This window comes from Phenylobacterium sp. LjRoot97, assembly GCF_964254345.1.
GTDB lineage: Bacteria > Pseudomonadota > Alphaproteobacteria > Caulobacterales > Caulobacteraceae > Phenylobacterium.
Window position 1 is genome coordinate 148,474 of sequence record NZ_CAXUTH020000001.1, and the last position, 15,527, is coordinate 164,000.

General features: G+C 68.4%; 14 protein-coding genes. 10 read left to right on the top strand and 4 right to left on the bottom strand.

Going from position 1 to position 15,527, the window contains the following annotated elements:
• The first annotated feature begins 12 nt into the window (after positions 1-12).
• The 9 genes from infB to ACSQ2H_RS00800 all read left to right on the top strand — a co-directional run bounded on the left by infB (position 13) and on the right by ACSQ2H_RS00800 (position 9,959).
• The gene (gene infB / locus ACSQ2H_RS00760; RefSeq protein WP_436059579.1) at positions 13-3,129 is read left to right on the top strand and encodes a translation initiation factor IF-2; all 3,117 of its coding nucleotides are present in this window, start codon (positions 13-15) and stop codon (positions 3,127-3,129) included.
• A gap of 108 nt (positions 3,130-3,237) precedes the next feature.
• Complete coding sequence (locus ACSQ2H_RS00765; RefSeq protein ID WP_436059580.1) at positions 3,238-3,780, top strand: lipocalin family protein; 543 nt, start codon at positions 3,238-3,240, stop codon at positions 3,778-3,780.
• Entirely contained in the window at positions 3,780-4,289 is a 510-nt protein-coding gene (locus ACSQ2H_RS00770; protein WP_436059581.1) for a DUF2939 domain-containing protein, read from the top strand. The genes ACSQ2H_RS00765 and ACSQ2H_RS00770 overlap by 1 nt, the downstream gene beginning before the upstream one ends.
• A 39-nt stretch (positions 4,290-4,328) precedes the next feature.
• Positions 4,329-5,126 (top strand): dienelactone hydrolase family protein, encoded by a 798-nt coding sequence (locus tag ACSQ2H_RS00775; protein ID WP_436059582.1) that lies wholly within the window; start codon positions 4,329-4,331, stop codon positions 5,124-5,126.
• Between the two features lie 93 nt (positions 5,127-5,219).
• Positions 5,220-5,657, top strand: coding sequence for a 30S ribosome-binding factor RbfA (gene rbfA, locus ACSQ2H_RS00780; RefSeq protein WP_436059583.1), 438 nt, complete (start codon positions 5,220-5,222; stop codon positions 5,655-5,657).
• Positions 5,657-6,601 (top strand): tRNA pseudouridine(55) synthase TruB, encoded by a 945-nt coding sequence (gene truB, locus ACSQ2H_RS00785; RefSeq protein WP_436059584.1) that lies wholly within the window; start codon positions 5,657-5,659, stop codon positions 6,599-6,601. Before rbfA ends, truB begins: the two co-directional genes overlap by 1 nt.
• Before the next feature lie 3 nt (positions 6,602-6,604).
• Positions 6,605-6,874 carry a 30S ribosomal protein S15 gene (rpsO, locus tag ACSQ2H_RS00790; protein ID WP_056023895.1) on the top strand — a complete coding sequence of 90 codons (270 nt, stop codon included), beginning with the start codon at positions 6,605-6,607 and terminating at the stop codon, positions 6,872-6,874.
• A gap of 247 nt (positions 6,875-7,121) precedes the next feature.
• Positions 7,122-9,266, top strand: a complete 2,145-nt coding sequence (gene pnp / locus ACSQ2H_RS00795; RefSeq protein WP_436059585.1) for a polyribonucleotide nucleotidyltransferase — start codon at positions 7,122-7,124, stop codon at positions 9,264-9,266.
• An 87-nt stretch (positions 9,267-9,353) separates the two neighbouring features.
• Positions 9,354-9,959 carry an SOS response-associated peptidase family protein gene (locus ACSQ2H_RS00800; protein WP_436059586.1) on the top strand — a complete coding sequence of 202 codons (606 nt, stop codon included), beginning with the start codon at positions 9,354-9,356 and terminating at the stop codon, positions 9,957-9,959.
• Here the strand turns inward: ACSQ2H_RS00800 and ACSQ2H_RS00805 are convergent.
• Positions 9,956-12,274: a PAS domain-containing protein gene (locus ACSQ2H_RS00805; RefSeq protein WP_436059587.1), complete on the bottom strand. Its 2,319-nt coding sequence runs from the start codon at positions 12,272-12,274 to the stop codon at positions 9,956-9,958. The two genes, ACSQ2H_RS00800 and ACSQ2H_RS00805, sit on opposite strands and share 4 nt — an antisense overlap.
• A gap of 118 nt (positions 12,275-12,392) precedes the next feature.
• Positions 12,393-13,172: an SDR family NAD(P)-dependent oxidoreductase gene (locus ACSQ2H_RS00810; RefSeq protein WP_056023883.1), complete on the bottom strand. Its 780-nt coding sequence runs from the start codon at positions 13,170-13,172 to the stop codon at positions 12,393-12,395.
• Between the two features lie 57 nt (positions 13,173-13,229).
• On the opposite strand from ACSQ2H_RS00810, the gene ACSQ2H_RS00815 reads away from it, so the two are divergent.
• Complete coding sequence (locus ACSQ2H_RS00815) at positions 13,230-13,658, top strand: YkvA family protein (protein ID WP_436059588.1); 429 nt, start codon at positions 13,230-13,232, stop codon at positions 13,656-13,658.
• Here the strand turns inward: ACSQ2H_RS00815 and ACSQ2H_RS00820 are convergent.
• Together ACSQ2H_RS00820 and ACSQ2H_RS00825 are read right to left on the bottom strand one after the other, a co-directional pair.
• Complete coding sequence (locus tag ACSQ2H_RS00820; protein WP_436063524.1) at positions 13,655-14,527, bottom strand: DMT family transporter; 873 nt, start codon at positions 14,525-14,527, stop codon at positions 13,655-13,657. The two genes, ACSQ2H_RS00815 and ACSQ2H_RS00820, sit on opposite strands and share 4 nt — an antisense overlap.
• Before the next feature lie 53 nt (positions 14,528-14,580).
• On the bottom strand, positions 14,581-15,435 hold the full coding sequence (locus ACSQ2H_RS00825) for an SDR family NAD(P)-dependent oxidoreductase (RefSeq protein WP_436059589.1): 855 nt from the start codon (positions 15,433-15,435) through the stop codon (positions 14,581-14,583).
• Positions 15,436-15,527 lie beyond the last annotated feature (92 nt).

Genomic DNA, 15,527 nt, shown 5'->3' on the forward strand with positions numbered 1-15,527 from the left:
TAAAGCGAGCGCATGAGCGACGAGAACGACAACGGCCGGGCCCCTGGCGGGCGAGCTCCCCTGACCCTCAAGCCCCGTGGGGCTGGATCGGTCAGCGCGGGCACGGTGAAGCAGAGCTTCAGCCACGGTCGCTCCAAGACTGTGGTCGTGGAGACCAAGCGCCAGCGCACGCATGCCGCGCCGGCGGGGAACCTTGCTGCCCCGTCCTCGGCCGAGAAGCGCGCCTACTCGCCGCAACCTTCCTCGCCGCGTCCGTCGCAGGGCGGATCGTCGAACGACGGTTCGGGCTTGTCGGCCGACGAACAACGCGCCCGTCAGCGCGCCATCGAGCTGGCGCGCGAGCATCAGGCTCGCCAGGCCGCCGAGCAGCGCGCCCGTGAGGACCGCGCTCGCGACGAAGCCGAAGCGGCCCGCGCCGCGGCCGCTGCGGCCGCCGCCGCCGCCGCGAAGCCTGTCGAAGCGCCCGCGCCGGTCGCCCCGCCTGCGGCGCCGGCTCCGGAAGCGCCCCGCGCCGAAGCGCCTGCTGCGCCGACCCCGGCTCCGACCCCAGCGCCCCCGCCAGCGCCCACGCCGCCGGCGCCTCAGGCCCCCGTCGCTCGCTCGGAGGCTCCGCGCTCCGAAGCGCCGCGCCACGAAGGTCCGCGTCATGAGGGGCAGCGCTCGGATGGTCCGCGTTCGGACAGCCATCGCGGCGCGCCGGGTCAGACCCGCACCTACGAACCCTCCCGCGAGCGTCGCGACGATCGTCCGACGACGACGACCTATCGTCCGGAGCGCGCGCCGGGCCGCTACGAGAACATGAACTTCGGCCAGCGGGCCCCACGCGCCGACGCTCCGCGTCCGCCGCGCGACGACCGCGGCCCGCGCCCGCAGGGCGACCGTCCGCAAGGCAATCGCCCGCAGGGTGATCGTCCGCCGCATGGTGATCGTCCGCAGGGTGATCGTCCGCGTCCGAGCGGCGAACCCGTCCGCTACTCCGCCCTCGCGCCGCGTCCGGCGCCGGGCGGCGGTCGTCCGGGCGACCGTCCCGGCGGTCCGCGCCCGCCGCGCGGCGCGGCTCCGAACGCCCCGCCGGCTACGCCGGAAATCCAGCGCGCCGCTCGCCAGGCGCCCCGACCTGGGGAAGCCGGTCGCCGGCCCGACGACGACGAGGATACGCGCCGCAAGGCCGCCGCGAACGCCCCGAACAAGGCGATCAGCCGTGTGAAGGGCGCCGCTCAGCGCCGTGAAGGCCGTCTCACCATCCAGGCCGTGGCCGGTGACGATGAGGGCGCCGTCGAACGGATGCGTTCGCTGGCCTCGGTCCGCCGGGCGCGCGAACGTGAACGTGAAAAGCGCAAGGGCGGCGGCCAGGAACAGGCCCGCGCCGCGCGCGAAGTGGTCATCCCGGACGTCATCACCGTGGCGGAACTCGCCAACCGGATGGCGACCCGCGGCGTCGAGATCATCAAGTTCCTGATGCGTCAGGGCGTGATGCTGAAGATCAACGACGTCATCGACAACGACACCGCCGAGCTGGTGGCCACCGAGTTCGGCCATACCGTGAGGCGCGTCTCGGAAGCCGACGTCGAAGAAGGCTTCATCGGCGAAGAGGATATCGACGACAACCTGGTTCCGCGCCCGCCGGTCGTGGCGGTCATGGGCCACGTCGACCACGGCAAGACCTCGCTGCTGGACGCCCTGCGTTCGGCCGACGTCGCCGGCGGCGAACATGGCGGGATCACCCAGCATATCGGCGCCTATCAGGTGCGTCTGGCCGACGGCCAAGCGGTGACCTTCCTCGACACCCCTGGCCACGCCGCCTTCTCGGCGATGCGGGCCCGCGGCGCCGACGTCACCGACATCGTGGTCCTGGTCGTGGCGGCTGACGACGGCGTCATGCCGCAGACGGCCGAAGCCATCCAGCACGCCAAGGCGGCCGGCGCTCCGATCATCGTGGCCATCAACAAGATGGATAAGCCCGACGCCAATCCGCAGCGGGTGATCAACGAGCTGCTGCAGCACGAGATCGTCGTCGAAAGCCTTGGTGGCGACACCCAGATCATCGAAGTCTCGGCCCTGAAGAAGACTGGCCTGGAGAACCTCATCGAGGCGATCCTGGTGCAGGCCGAAATGATGGACCTGAAGGCCAACCCGGACCGCACCGCGGACGGCACGGTCATCGAGGCCAAGCTCGATCGCGGCCGCGGAGCGGTTTCGACCGTGCTGGTCAAGCGCGGCACCTTGAAGCGCGGCGACATCGTCGTGGCCGGCGCCAACTTCGGCCGGGTTCGCGCCCTGCTGAACGAACGCGACGAGCAGCTGGACTCGGCCGGCCCGTCCGTGCCGGTGGAGATCCTCGGCCTCGACGGTACGCCCGGCCCGGGTGAGCCCTTCGCGGTCGTGGAAAACGAAGCTCGCGCCCGTGAGCTCACCGAGTATCGGACCCGCGTGAAGCGCGAGAAGGCCGGTTCGCCGGTCGCTGGCGGCGTCACCATGGCCGACTTCATGGCCAAGCTTCAGGACAAGAAGATCTCGGAGCTGCCGGTCATCATCAAGGCGGACGTGCAGGGGTCGGCCGAAGCCATCGTCGGTTCGCTGGACAAGCTGGCCACCGACGAGGTCCGCGCGCGGATCATCCTCCAGGGCGCAGGCGCGATCAGCGAAAGCGACGTCATGCTGGCCAAGGGATCGGGCGCGCCGGTCATCGGCTTCAATGTCCGCGCCTCCAAGCAGGCGCAGGCGCTGGCCGAACGTGAAGGCGTCGAGATCCGCTACTACGCGATCATCTACGACCTGATCGACGACATCAAAGGCGTGCTCTCGGGCATGCTGGCGCCGGAACAACGCGAAACCTTCCTGGGCAACGCGCGGGTCCTGCAGGTGTTCGATATCACCAAGGTGGGCCGTGTCGCCGGTTGCCGGGTCACCGAGGGCGTGGTTCGCCGCGGCGCTCGCGTCCGGATCATCCGCGAAGACATCGTCGTCCTGGAACTGGGCACCCTGCGGACCCTCAAGCGCTTCAAGGATGAAGTCGCCGAAGTGGGCTCGGGCGTCGAGTGCGGGATGTTCTTCGAGGGCTTCCAGGACATCAAGGAAGGCGACGTCATCGAGTGCTTCAACCTCGAAGAGGTCGCGCGCAGCCTCTAGGCCACGCCGCATCCAAGTCATCAGGCCCCCGGGAAACCGGGGGCCTTTTGCGTTCGGAGCCATTCGCGGCGGCGGGCATTCCAACTGAGGCGTAACCCAGGAGCCGCCATGCGTCCGTTTCTCGCCGCCGCCCTCGGCGCGTTGGTCATCGCCGCCTGCGCTGGAGGTCCGGTCGGCAACAATGAGGTTCCCGAGCCTGCCAAGCCGGTCGAACTGAGCCGCTATCTCGGGCTCTGGTACGAGTTCGCCCGCTACGAGAACCGCTTCGAACACGGCTGCGAGGCGGTAACCGCGGAATACGCCGTGCGGCCCGGGGGCGAAGTGTCGGTGAAGAACAGCTGCCGCAAGGACTCTGTTCGTGGTCCGGTCAAGGTGTCCGAGGGTAAGGCGCGGCCAGCGGGCGACCGATTGGGGGCCAAGTTCAAGGTGTCATTCTTTGGCCCCGCTCTGCTGACCAACTATTGGGTGCTCGACCGCGACGACGACTACAAGTGGGCGATCGTCGGGGAGGGCTCGGGCCGCTTCCTCTGGTTGCTGACCCGCGATCCAAGGCCGTCGGAGGCCGAACGCAACGCGCTGTTGGCGCGGGTGAAGGCCCTGGGATACGACACCGACATGCTGCGCTACACCCAACACATGGCGACCCCCTGATGAGAGTACTGATCCTGGCGCTGGCCGCGCTTACCCTTTCGGCCTGCGCCACCGCGCAACGCTACGACGCCGCGGCTGACGTTCATGCCCTGCTGGTTTCGATCCGCGACAACGACAAGGCGGCTTTTGAGGCCCATATTGATCGCCCCGCGCTCAAGCGGCAGATCGAAACCCGGATGATGGCCGAGACGCGCAAGTCAGGGGCGAACGACGGCTTGGCCGCCCTCGGCGCGCTGATCGCTCCGACCTTGGCGGACCTGGCCGGCGAGGCCCTGCTCCAGCCGAACGTGTTCCGCTCGGTCGCCGCCTACTACGGCTACGACGCGGCCAAGCCGCTGCCCGGCCCGATGGTGATCGGCGGCCAGCTCAAGACGGTCGGCGAGGGCCAGGTCTGCGTGCCGCGCAAGAAGGACGGCCCGTGCCTGCTGACCTTCACCGAGGAGCAGGGGACCTGGCGCCTGTCCGGCTTCGAGGGCGATCTTTCCATGCTGCGCACCAAGGCCCGTTAGGGCTAAGCTTCCCGCCGAACGGCGTTAGGGGAGGGTGCGATGGGTCACGAAGCCGCGCTGGCTCAGTACGAGAAGTTCGCCTTCGACGACGGGCGCTGGAGGCGCAACGTCTACAAGCGCGGTTCGGGGCCCGCGGTCGTCGTCATCCACGAGATGCCGGGCCTGCATCCGCTGGTCATTCGGTTCGCCGACCGCGTCGCGGCGGCCGGCATGACCGTCTATTGCCCGCACCTTTTCGGCGAGCCGGGACGGCCGGCCAGCCACCCGCTCAGCGCCCTGACCATGCTGGGCGGTATCTGCATCCGGCGCGAGTTCAACGTCTGGGCGTCCGACAAGTCGAGCCCGATCGTCGAGTGGCTGAAGGCGCTGTCGCGCAAAGCCCACGCCGAGTGCGGCGGAAAGGGCGTCGGGGCGGTCGGCATGTGCTTCACCGGCGGCTTCGCCCTGGCGATGATGACCGAGCCGTCGGTCGTCGCCCCGGTGCTCTCGCAGCCATCTTTGCCATTGGGCGCCAGCAAGCCGGAGCGCGCCGCCGGGATCGGCGCTTCACCGGCCGAGGTCAGCTGCGCGCGCAAGCGGTTCGACGAGGAGGGACTGTCGATGATCGGCCTGCGCTTCCATGGCGACCCTTTCGTGCCCGACGCCCGGTTCGACAGCTACAAGCGCGAGTTCGGCGAAAAGTTCGAGGCGATCGAGATCGATCCGAAGCACGCCGTGCCCGGCGGCCTGAAGCACCCGCACTCGGTGCTGACCATCAATTTGGCCGAAGACGGGCCTACCAAGGAGGCCGAGGCCCGCGTCATTGCGTTCTTCAGGGAGCGGACCGGCGCGGGCTAAGGCCTGGACTTCTTGACCTCGCGCGCCTAGAAGCGCGCCCTTCTCCTGAGCCGCCGCGTCCGATCCGCGCGCCAGGTCGTTAGAGGCAAGTCCATGAAACGCTCTTCCCCCAAGGGTCGCGCCGCCCCGGCGGGCCCCTCCCAGCGCCAGCTTCGCGCCGGCGAACTGATGCGCCACGCCCTGGTCGATATCCTCCGGGAGGAGGACTTCAACGATGAGGCGCTCGTCGGCGTCTCGGTCACCGTGACCGAGATCCGGATGAGCCCCGACCTGCGCCATGCGGTCTGCTTCATCGAACCGCTCGGCGGCGAACATGCCGGCGACGTGGTCAAGGCGCTGAACCGCCACGCCAAGTTCCTGCGCGGGCGTCTGGGGCGGTTGATCGACATGAAGTTTACGCCGGACCTGAAGTTCCTGCACGACGAGAGCTTCGACGAAGCGGCCCGCATTGGCCGTCTGTTCGACGATCCGCGCGTCGCCCAGGACCTGACGCCGCAGCCGCCGTCGGATTCCTGGAAGGACGAAGACTGATGGCGCGTCGCAAGAAGGGCGACGCCATCTCCGGCTGGGTCAACCTCGACAAGTCGTACGACTTGGGGTCGACCCAGGCCGTCGGGCGCGTGCGCCGGATCTTCAATGCCCAGAAGGCCGGACATGCCGGCACGCTCGATCCGCTGGCCACGGGCATCCTGCCGATCGCCCTGGGCGAAGCGACCAAGACCGTTTCGTTCCTGATGGACGCCGACAAGGCCTACCGCTTCACGATCGAGTGGGGCCGCACGACCGCCAGCTTCGACCGCGAGGGCGCGACGACCGCGACCTCCGACGTGCGTCCGACTCCCGAGCAGGTCGCAGCGGTGTTGCCGGAGTTCATCGGCGACATTCAGCAGGTCCCGCCGGCCTTCTCGGCCGTGAAGGTCGACGGCGAGCGGGCCTACGATCTGGCCCGCGCCGGCGAGACGGTCGAGCTCAAGGCGCGCGAAGTCTCGATCTACGACGCGCGGGTGATCGACGTCCCCGACGTCGACCACATCGAGATCGCGGTCGAGTGCGGCAAGGGCACCTATGTCCGGGCCATCGTCCGCGACATCGCCGAGCGGCTGGGGGCTTGCGCCCACGTCAGCGCTCTGCGGCGCACCCGTGTCGGCCCGTTCAGCGAGGACTCGGCGATAACGCTGGAATTGTTGGAAGATTTGAGCCATAAGGCCGGCTGCTTGGAGGCATTGCTTCCGGTCGAGACCGCCCTGGACGACATCCCGGAGCTGGCCGTGACCGCCGAAGACGCTTTCAAGTTGAAGCAGGGACGGCCGATCGTTCTCGTTCCCCGACAGGTCGAAGCGCTGAAGGCCCGGTTAAGCCCCGGGACTCGAACCGTTTCAGCCATGTCGGACGGGGTCGTGGTGGCGCTCTGCGAGATGCGTGCGGGCAAGCTCGAGCCTTCGCGGGTCTTTCATCTGGAAAAGAGCGGAGACTAGCCGATGTCGATTACTCTCGAGCGCAAAGCTGAGCTCATCAAGACCCACGGCCGTTCGGCCGGTGACACCGGAAGCGCTGAAGTGCAGGTGGCGATCTACTCTGAGCGGATCTCCAACCTCACCGAGCACTTCAAGACCCACAAGAAAGACAACCACTCGCGTCGCGGCCTGCTGAAGCTGGTCTCTGCGCGTCGTTCGCTGCTCGACCACCTGAAGAAGTCCGACGAGGGCCGCTATCAGGCGCTGATCGAAAAGCTGGGCCTGCGCCGCTAAGGACCGAGAGGTCAGCCCCCGGGAAACCGGGGGCTTTGCGTATCAGGTCATATCTACTGCGCCGCTTCCTTCGCGACAGGCCGAAGGGAACAAAGCGGCGATCCGGGTGGTCCAAGTCAGGGGCGCCCGCTACACGCCGAGGGTTCCACAGCAATCCTCATCGCCTGATCGTTTGGAGAGGATTTCGGAACCCCGACCCTGTCCGCCCCCGTTGGGAATACGCCCGCGGGATGAGAAAGAAGCAAACATGTTCGATATCAAGCGCAAGACCATCGAGTGGGGCGGCAAGACGCTGACCCTCGAAACCGGCCGCATGGCCCGTCAAGCTGACGGCGCGGTCCTGGCTACCTATGGCGAGACCATGGTTCTGGCCACCGCCGTCTTCGCCAAGAGCGCGAAGCCGGGGCAGGACTTCTTCCCGCTGACCGTCAACTACCAAGAAAAATTCTACGCCGCGGGCAAGATCCCCGGCTCCTTCCCCCGTCGCGAAGGCGCGCCGAGCCAGAAGGAAACCCTGACTTCGCGCCTGATCGACCGTCCGATCCGCCCGCTGTTCGTCAAGGGCTTCAAGAACGAAGTCCAGGTCGTCACCACCGTGCTGGCGCATGACCTGGAAAATGATCCGGACATCGTCGCCCTGGTCGCCGCCTCGGCCGCCCTGGTGATTTCCGGCGCCCCGTTCATGGGCCCGATCGGCGCTGCGCGCGTCGGCCTGGTCAATGGCGAGTACGTCCTGAACCCGACGCTCGACGAGATGAAGGAGTCCTCGATGGACCTCGTCGTCGCCTCGACCAGCGACGCGGTCATGATGGTGGAATCTGAAATCCAGGAGCTCAGCGAAGATGAGGTCCTGAAGGGCGTGATGTTCGCCCATGCCGGCATCCAGCCGGTGATCGACGCGATCATCGAACTGGCCGAGCACTCGGCCAAGGAACCCTTCGAGTTCACCCCGGACGACACCGACGCCATCAAGGCCGACGTCAAGAAGCTGATCGGCAAGGACCTGGCCGCGGCCTATAAGATCGTCGCCAAGGGCCAGCGTCACGACGCCGTCTCGGCCGCGAAGGCCAAGGCGACCGAAAAGTTCGCCAAGTCCGACGCCAACCCGACCGGCGTTGACCCGGCCAAGCTGGGCGGCGTGTTCAAGGAACTGGAAGCCGACGTCGTTCGTCGCAACATCCTGGACACGGGCATCCGCATCGACGGCCGCACCGTCGACAAGGTTCGCCAGATCGTCTCGGAAGTCGGCGTGCTGCCGCGCGCTCACGGTTCGGCTCTGTTCACGCGTGGGGAAACCCAGGCCCTGGTGGTCGCCACCCTGGGCACCGGCGACGACGAGCAGCTGATCGACGCGCTGGAAGGCAAGTACTACGAGAAGTTCATGCTGCACTATAACTTCCCGCCGTTCTCGGTCGGGGAGACGGGCCGCATGGGCGCTCCGGGCCGCCGCGAAGTCGGTCACGGCAAGCTGGCCTGGCGGGCGATCCGCCCGATGCTGCCGAAGACCGAAGAGTTCCCCTACACCATCCGCCTGGTCTCCGAGATCTTCGAGTCGAACGGCTCGTCCTCGATGGCCTCGGTCTGCGGCTCGTCGCTGGCTCTGATGGACGCGGGCGTTCCGCTGAAGAAGCCGGTCTCCGGCATCGCCATGGGCCTGATCCTGGAATCGGACGGCTTCGCGGTCCTGTCGGACATCCTGGGTGACGAAGATCACCTGGGCGACATGGACTTCAAGGTCGCGGGCACCGAGGACGGCATCACCTCGCTCCAGATGGACATCAAGATCGCCGGCATCACCGAAGCGATCATGAAGCAGGCGCTGGAGCAGGCGAAGGGTGGCCGCAAGCACATCCTCGACGAAATGGCCAAGGCCATGGAAGCCCCGCGCGCCGAGCTGGGCGAGTTCGCCCCGAAGATCGAAACCATGAAGATCGCGGTCGACAAGATCCGTGAAGTCATCGGTTCGGGCGGCAAGGTCATCCGCGAGATCGTGGAAAAGACCGGCGCCAAGGTCGACATCGGCGACGACGGCACCATCAAGATCGCGGCCGCTGACCAGGACAAGATCGATGCCGCCCGCGAGTGGATCAAGTCGATCGCCTCGGAGCCGGAAATCGGCGCCATCTACACCGGCAAGGTCGTCAAGATCGTCGACTTCGGCGCCTTCGTGAACTTCTTCGGCGCCAAGGACGGCCTGGTGCACGTCTCGCAGATCTCCAGCGACCGCGTCGCCAAGGTCGGCGACGTGCTGCAGGAAGGCCAAGCCGTGAAGGTCAAGCTCCTGGGCTTCGACGACCGCGGCAAGACCCGCCTCTCCATGAAGGTCGTCGACCAGGAGACCGGCGAAGATCTGTCCAAGAAGGACGAGCCGGCCGCCTCTGAAGAAGCCTAAGGCTTCCAGTCGGACCAAAATCGGGAAGGGCGGCCGCGGCGACGCGGCCGCCCTTTTCGTTTGCGATCAGCGCGCTAGGCTGGCGCCATGTGCAACGAGTTCCAGCGCCACAAGCTGCTCAAGGACGCGATCGAGGAGTTCGACCGGCGGGGCCTGCCGCTGTTCAAATGGCAGGACGGGCGGATCCCCAACATGCTCGACGCCCAGCCTGCGATCCGCATTCGCGACAGCGCCTTCGTCGTCCGCGGCGGCGACAGCGGCCTTGAGGGGACGATGATGACCTGGGCGTGGCCGGGTCCGCGCGGCGCGCCGGTGTTCAACTTCCGCTCGGAAGGGCGGGATTTCTCGCGCAGCGACCGGGTGTTGGCGCTGGCCGACGGCTTCATCGAATACACGGCGCCCGCCGCGGGGGTGAAGCTCAAGGACCGCCACCTCTTCACCATGGCCGGCGAGCCCTGGTTCTGGATCGCCGGGGTCGTCAAGGACGGCTGCTTCAGCCTGCTGACCACGGCGCCGGGTTCAGACGTTGCGCCGTATCACGACCGCCAGATCGTCACCCTCGCGCCCTCCGACGGCATGGCCTGGCTCAACCTTTCTCGGCCCGAGCAGGCGATCCTGCGGCCGTCGCCGGCGGGCACGTTCCAGGTCCGGACCCTGCGCAAGGACGGCGTCGAGTCCGCCGCTGACGCCTAGGCTTCGACCGGGCCGCGCTCGAGCGCCTCGCGCACCGCCATGCTCAACTGCTCGGCGCGGAAGGGCTTGCGCAGCAACGGCCAGGCCAGGGCCTCGGCCCCCTCGCCAAGCCGCTCGCCGGCATAGCCGCTGGTCAGGACGATCGGCAGCCGCGCATCGCGCGCGCGCGCGGCGCGGGCCAGTTCGACTCCGCTCATGCCGCCCGGCATGACGATGTCCGAGATCAGCAGGTCGAACCGTTCGCCCGACTGCAGCCGGCCAAGCGCGGTCGGCCCGTCCGGCGCCCCCTCGACCCGGCACCCGAAATCGATGAGCAGGCTCTCCGTCACCGCCCGCACGGCGGCGTCGTCCTCGACCAGCAGAACGCGGGCCCCGCGGGCCCATTCACCCTCGTTGGGCGCCGGCTTCACGGTTTGACTCGCCGCTTCGGCCTTGGCCGCCGGGAGGTAGAGGGTGACGGTGGTGCCGAACCCGATGGAGGAAGAGATCGCCGCCGCCCCGCCCACCTGCTTGATGAACCCATAGACCTGGGCGAGGCCTAGCCCGGTGCCCTTGCCGACGTCCTTGGTGGTGAAGAATGGCTCGAACGCCCGCGCGAGGATATCTGGCGCCATGCCGGCGCCGTTGTCGGACACCGCCACGCTCACATAGTCCCCCGCCGCCGCGCCGGCGACCTCGCCGTCGGCCAGTCGCCGCTGCTGCAGGGCGATCTCGATGTCGCCTCCCTGCGGCGGCGCGGCGTCGGCGGCGTTGACCACGAGATTGAGCAGCGCCGCCTCGAACTGGGCTGGATCGAGCCGGCTCAGTCCGACTGCGCCGTCGTGGCGGATGGTCAGATTGAGGTCTTCGCCGATAGCGCGGCGCACCAGCGGCTCGATCTGCTCGATCAGGCCAGGCACGTCGACGAGCTCCAGCTTCAGTTCCTGGCGGCGCGAGAAGGCCATCAGCTGGCGCACCAGCTGCTCGCCGCGCCGGCCGGCGGCGAGCGCGGCCTCGGCCAGCCGGGCGACCCGTGAGCGGTCATCCGGGTGCTGCAAGATCATGTCCAGGCCGCCGATGACGACGGTCAGCAGGTTGTTGAAGTCGTGGGCGACGCCGCCGGTCAGCCGTCCCACGGTCTCCAGCCGCTGGGCCTGCGCCAGGGCCGCCTCAGTCTCGGCGCGCTCGGCCAGGCTGCGCTCCAGCTCGCGCGAGCGGACGGCGACGCGTTCCTCGAGCTCGGTGCGGGCCTGCACCACCTCGGTGATGTCGCTGCTGGTGCCGAACCAGCGGGTGACGCGGCCGTCGTCGCCGCGCACGGCCGACGCGCGGGCGGTCATCCAACGCCAGACCCCGTCGTACCGCCGCAATCGATACTCGACGTCGTAGGGCAGCCCCCCGTTCACCGCCTGGATCCAGGCCTGGGAGACCGCGTCGCGATCTTCGGGATGGATCGAATTCTGCCAGCCGGTGTCGAAATGGCCCTCGGCCGGCACGCCGGTGAACTCGATCCATTGCGGGCTGAGATAGTCGCAATAGCCGTCGCCGCGGGTCGACCAGATCAGCTGGGGCAGGCTGTCGAGCAGGGCGCGGACCCGCGCTTCGCCGGTTCGCAGGGCCTGCTCGGACTGTCGCTGACCGGTGACGTCGCGGAATGACACGGCCAGCCCGTCGGGCAGCCTCACGCCGCTGGATCGGATGAACAGCGGTTTGCCGCCGATGACCCGGCGCACCTCGACGTCGTCCGAACCGCCTGCGTGGTAGAGCGCCTCCAGGCGATCGAACATCAGACGGCCGTTGTCGTCGGGCAGCACCTCCCTGATCCGGCGGCCCTTCAGCCCGCGGGCGCCGGCCCGGGACATCTTCTCGGCGGCCGGGTTGGCGTAGGAGCAGCGGAAGTCGACGATCCGCCCCTGGTCGCGCACGGGTTCGACGATGACGAAGCCCTCGCGCGCCTGTTCCTGGAAGATGCGGAAGCGCTCCTCGGCTTCGACGCCGCGCAGGACCGCGGTGCGGATCGCGCGGCCGATCAGCACCGTCGCGGCGGCGGTGGCGATGAATATGGCGGTGAACACGCCCTGCTGGGCATCGAGCCAGAGAGCGGCGACCAGGAGGGCGCTGACCAGCGTCGCGGCCAAGCCCCCGCGTGCGCCGGCCACCAGGGTGGCGAACAGCACGGCCGGATAGAAGGTCATGTAGTTGGGCGGTTGGGCCATCACCGCGCCGGTGGCGGCGCGCAGCAGGGCGGCGGCGGCGACGGCGCCGAGCGCAGCTCCATAGGCGAGGACAGGGCGCTCCATCGCAGTGGCGAACCGCTGCGCCCATCGACCCATCATGGCGCTTTCTAAGCCCCCCACGAAGTTCAGGCGATACGGAACGCCTAAATGGCCGCGAGGTAAAGCGTCACTGAAAAGTCACGAGGGCCGCCGGGTCGGGCGGCCCTCGCCAGGTCCCTTAGCGGGGCGCCATGCGGATGGCGCCGTCGAGGCGGACGTCCTCGCCGTTGAAGTAGCCGTTGGTGATCATTTCCAGAGCCAGCGACGCGTAGTCCTCGGCGCTGCCGAGGCGCTTGGGGAACGGCACCGACTGGGCCAGGGCTTCCTTCACCTGCGGCGGGGCGGCGTTCATCAGCGGGGTGTTGAAGATGCCCGGCAGGATGGTGTTCACGCGGATGCCGTCGCCCGACAGGTCGCGGGCGATGGGCAGGGTCATGCCGACCACGCCGCCCTTGGAGGCCGAATAGGCCGCCTGGCCCATCTGGCCGTCCTCGGCCGCGACCGAGGCGGTGTTGACGATCGCGCCGCGCTCGCCGTCGATCGGCTCGAGATCCAGCATGCCCTTCGCCGACTTGGCGATGCAGCGGAAGGTGCCGACCAGGTTGATCTGGATGATCAGGTTGAAGGCGTCGAGCGGGAAGTGCTTGGCCTCGCCGGTCTGCTTGTCGCGGCTGGCGGTCTTGATCGCGTTGCCGGTGCCGGCGCAGTTGACCAGGATGCGCTCCTGGCCGTGCGCGGCGCGGGCCTTGGCGAAGGCCGCGTCGACTTCTTCCTCGGAGGTCACATTGACCTTGCAGAACACGCCGCCCACTTCCTTGGCGACGGCTTCGCCCTTGGCTTCGTTCATGTCGAAGATGGCGCACTTGACGCCTTGGGCGGCGAGGGCGCGGACGGTGGCCTCGCCGAGGCCGGAGGCGCCGCCGGTGACGACCGCAGCGATGGAGGAATCGAGTTTCATGGACGCTTGGCTCCCGTTCACGTCTAATAGGATCTCGTTATCCGAGGCTTTAGCCCGATGAGCGCGGACTCAAAAGCGTCACCCCACGTCAACGGCGAGGCTTTCGACGCCCAGCAGGCCCTCGACCCCTCGCGGGCGCTCACCCCGGCCGTGGCGCGGGTCAATGAACGCCGCGTGGCCCGCGGCTTCTGGCCGAAGATCCGGCGGGTGGCGGCCAAGATCCCATTCGCCGGCGACGCCCTGTCGGTGTGGTTCTGCGCCAGGGATCCGGCGACCCCGACCGCGGCCCGGGCGATGATGATGGCGGGGCTCGCCTACTTCGTGCTGCCCACTGACGCGATCCCAGATGTGTTGGCGGTGGTGGGATTCACCGACGACGCGGCGGTGTTCGCCGCCCTGCTGGCCGTCGTCGGCCGCCACCTGAAGCCCAGGCACAAGGCTGAGGCCCTGGAGATCCTCGAGCGCATGAAGCGCCAGGAGGACTAGCCCGCGGTCTCGTGTCCGGCGCTGGCCTTGCGGGCTGCCCGGTTCAACGCGGCCTCCCGCCAGGTGATCAGCAGGGTCGAGGCGACGACAACCCCGGCCCCGGCGATGGTCCAGATGGTCGGGATCTCGTGGAACAGGGTCACCCCGACGATCACCGTGAACACCAGGCGGATGTAGTCGATCGGCGCCATCGCCGCGGCGTCGCCGATCGCCATGCCCTTGATGTAGCAGCCCTGGGTGATGGTCCCGAGCACGCCCATGGCGCCGAGCAGCAGCAGGTCGAAGGGCTCGGGCCAGCGCCAAGTGAAGAAGGCGCCAGGGATGCCCATGACCAAGCCGAGCGTCGCGGCCCAGACCAGCAGCACGGTGGGCGAATGGTCGCGGGTCATCACCTTCATGCCGGTGATCGTCAGGGCGAACAGGAAGGACGAGGCCAGCATGGCCGCCGCGGGCCAGCCGATGGCGAACTCGCCGCCCGCGCCAGGGCGCAGCATGATCAGCACGCCGATGAACCCGACGACGGCCGCGCCGATGCGCAACGGCCCGACCGTCTCGCGAACCACCAGGGCGGCCAGCGGCACCAGCCAGAGCGTGCGGGTGAAGGAGAGCGCGTTGGCGTCGGCCAACGGCATCTTCTGGAAGGCGTAGAACGACAGGATCATCCCCAGGGTGCCGGCGGCCGAGCGGAAGATCAGAATGCCCGGCCGCGTGGTGGCGAATGCCGCGCCGCGGCGCTTGAGGATGATCGGCAGCAGCACGATGAAGCCGGCCAGCTGCCGATAGAAGGTCTGTAGGGCGGCCGGATAGTCGTCGCCCAGATACTTGATCAGGGTGGTCATGGCCGTGAAGCCGAGCGCCGAGGCGACCATCCAGAGGGCCCCCTCGACGTTGTGGTCCAGACGCGGCTTTCCGGCGCTCTCGCTCAAGACTGCGCCGGCGGCGTCAGGTCGCCCAGGATGGTGGCGAACGGCGAGACCATGGCGGCGTCCCACGAGTGGCGGCCGCCGACGGTGATGCCGCCGTCGACCACGATGTGGGTGCCGGACACGAAGGCGGCGGCGTCGGAGGCGAGGTAGAGCGCGGCCTGGGCGATATCGTCCGGGAGGCCGGCCTTCGGCACCGGCTGGGCTGCGGCGGCGTTCTCGGCGACGCGGGCGGCCATCTGGTCGGCGACCTCGCGCGGCAGACCGAACGAGGCGCCGAAGATCGAGGTGGCGATCAGGCCGGGGCAGATGGCGTTGACGCGGATCTTCTGCGGCGACAGCTGCGCGGCGGCCACGCGGCTCATGTGGATGACGCCGGCCTTGGCGGTCGAATAGGCGATGGGGCCGAAGCCGGCCTGCAGGCCCGCGATCGAAGCGGTGTTGACGATCGAGCCGCCGCCGCGCTCCAGCATCAGCGGCACGGCGTGCTTCATGCCCAGCGCCGGGCCGCGCACCAGGATGTCGAAGATCCAGCTCCAGCCGTCGGCGGTGATCTCGCCGATCGAGGTCATGCGGTCGGAGATGCCGGCGTTGTTGAACAGGATGTCGAGGCCGCCGAACTCGGTCTTGGCCTTCTGCAGCGCGGCTTCGATCTCGGCTTCGCTGGTGACGTCGCAGTGGGCGTAGGCGACTTTGCCGGGGAAGCGCTTCTCGAGCATCGCGCCTTTTTCGTCCTGGATGTCGGCCGCCACCACCTGGGCGCCTTCGGCGACGAACAGCTCGACCGTGCCGAGCCCGATTCCCGATGCGCCGCCGGTGATCAGCGCCACCTTGCCGTCCAGACGTCTCGCCATATTCCGCTCCCGATCTTTTTTATGTGATCGGCGATAACTAGAGCGGGGCAGGAGAAAGTGGAAGCCGTTTCGGCGGCTTCCACTTCAGCGTC

Excerpts from the sequence above, each read along its gene's own strand:
- ACSQ2H_RS00825 (WP_436059589.1), bottom strand. The coding sequence starts at position 15,435 with ATGGCGAGACGTCTGGACGGCAAGGTGGCGCTGATCACCGGCGGCGCA.
- ACSQ2H_RS00805 (WP_436059587.1), bottom strand. The coding sequence starts at position 12,274 with ATGATGGGTCGATGGGCGCAGCGGTTCGCCACTGCGATGGAGCGCCCT.
- ACSQ2H_RS00810 (WP_056023883.1), bottom strand. The coding sequence starts at position 13,172 with ATGAAACTCGATTCCTCCATCGCTGCGGTCGTCACCGGCGGCGCCTCC.
- rpsO (WP_056023895.1), top strand. The coding sequence starts at position 6,605 with ATGTCGATTACTCTCGAGCGCAAAGCTGAGCTCATCAAGACCCACGGC.
- ACSQ2H_RS00820 (WP_436063524.1), bottom strand. The coding sequence starts at position 14,527 with ATGGTCGCCTCGGCGCTCGGCTTCACGGCCATGACCACCCTGATCAAG.
- ACSQ2H_RS00815 (WP_436059588.1), top strand. The coding sequence starts at position 13,230 with ATGAGCGCGGACTCAAAAGCGTCACCCCACGTCAACGGCGAGGCTTTC.
- pnp (WP_436059585.1), top strand. The coding sequence starts at position 7,122 with ATGTTCGATATCAAGCGCAAGACCATCGAGTGGGGCGGCAAGACGCTG.
- ACSQ2H_RS00800 (WP_436059586.1), top strand. The coding sequence starts at position 9,354 with ATGTGCAACGAGTTCCAGCGCCACAAGCTGCTCAAGGACGCGATCGAG.
- ACSQ2H_RS00765 (WP_436059580.1), top strand. The coding sequence starts at position 3,238 with ATGCGTCCGTTTCTCGCCGCCGCCCTCGGCGCGTTGGTCATCGCCGCC.
- ACSQ2H_RS00770 (WP_436059581.1), top strand. The coding sequence starts at position 3,780 with ATGAGAGTACTGATCCTGGCGCTGGCCGCGCTTACCCTTTCGGCCTGC.
- infB (WP_436059579.1), top strand. The coding sequence starts at position 13 with ATGAGCGACGAGAACGACAACGGCCGGGCCCCTGGCGGGCGAGCTCCC.
- ACSQ2H_RS00775 (WP_436059582.1), top strand. The coding sequence starts at position 4,329 with ATGGGTCACGAAGCCGCGCTGGCTCAGTACGAGAAGTTCGCCTTCGAC.
- rbfA (WP_436059583.1), top strand. The coding sequence starts at position 5,220 with ATGAAACGCTCTTCCCCCAAGGGTCGCGCCGCCCCGGCGGGCCCCTCC.
- truB (WP_436059584.1), top strand. The coding sequence starts at position 5,657 with ATGGCGCGTCGCAAGAAGGGCGACGCCATCTCCGGCTGGGTCAACCTC.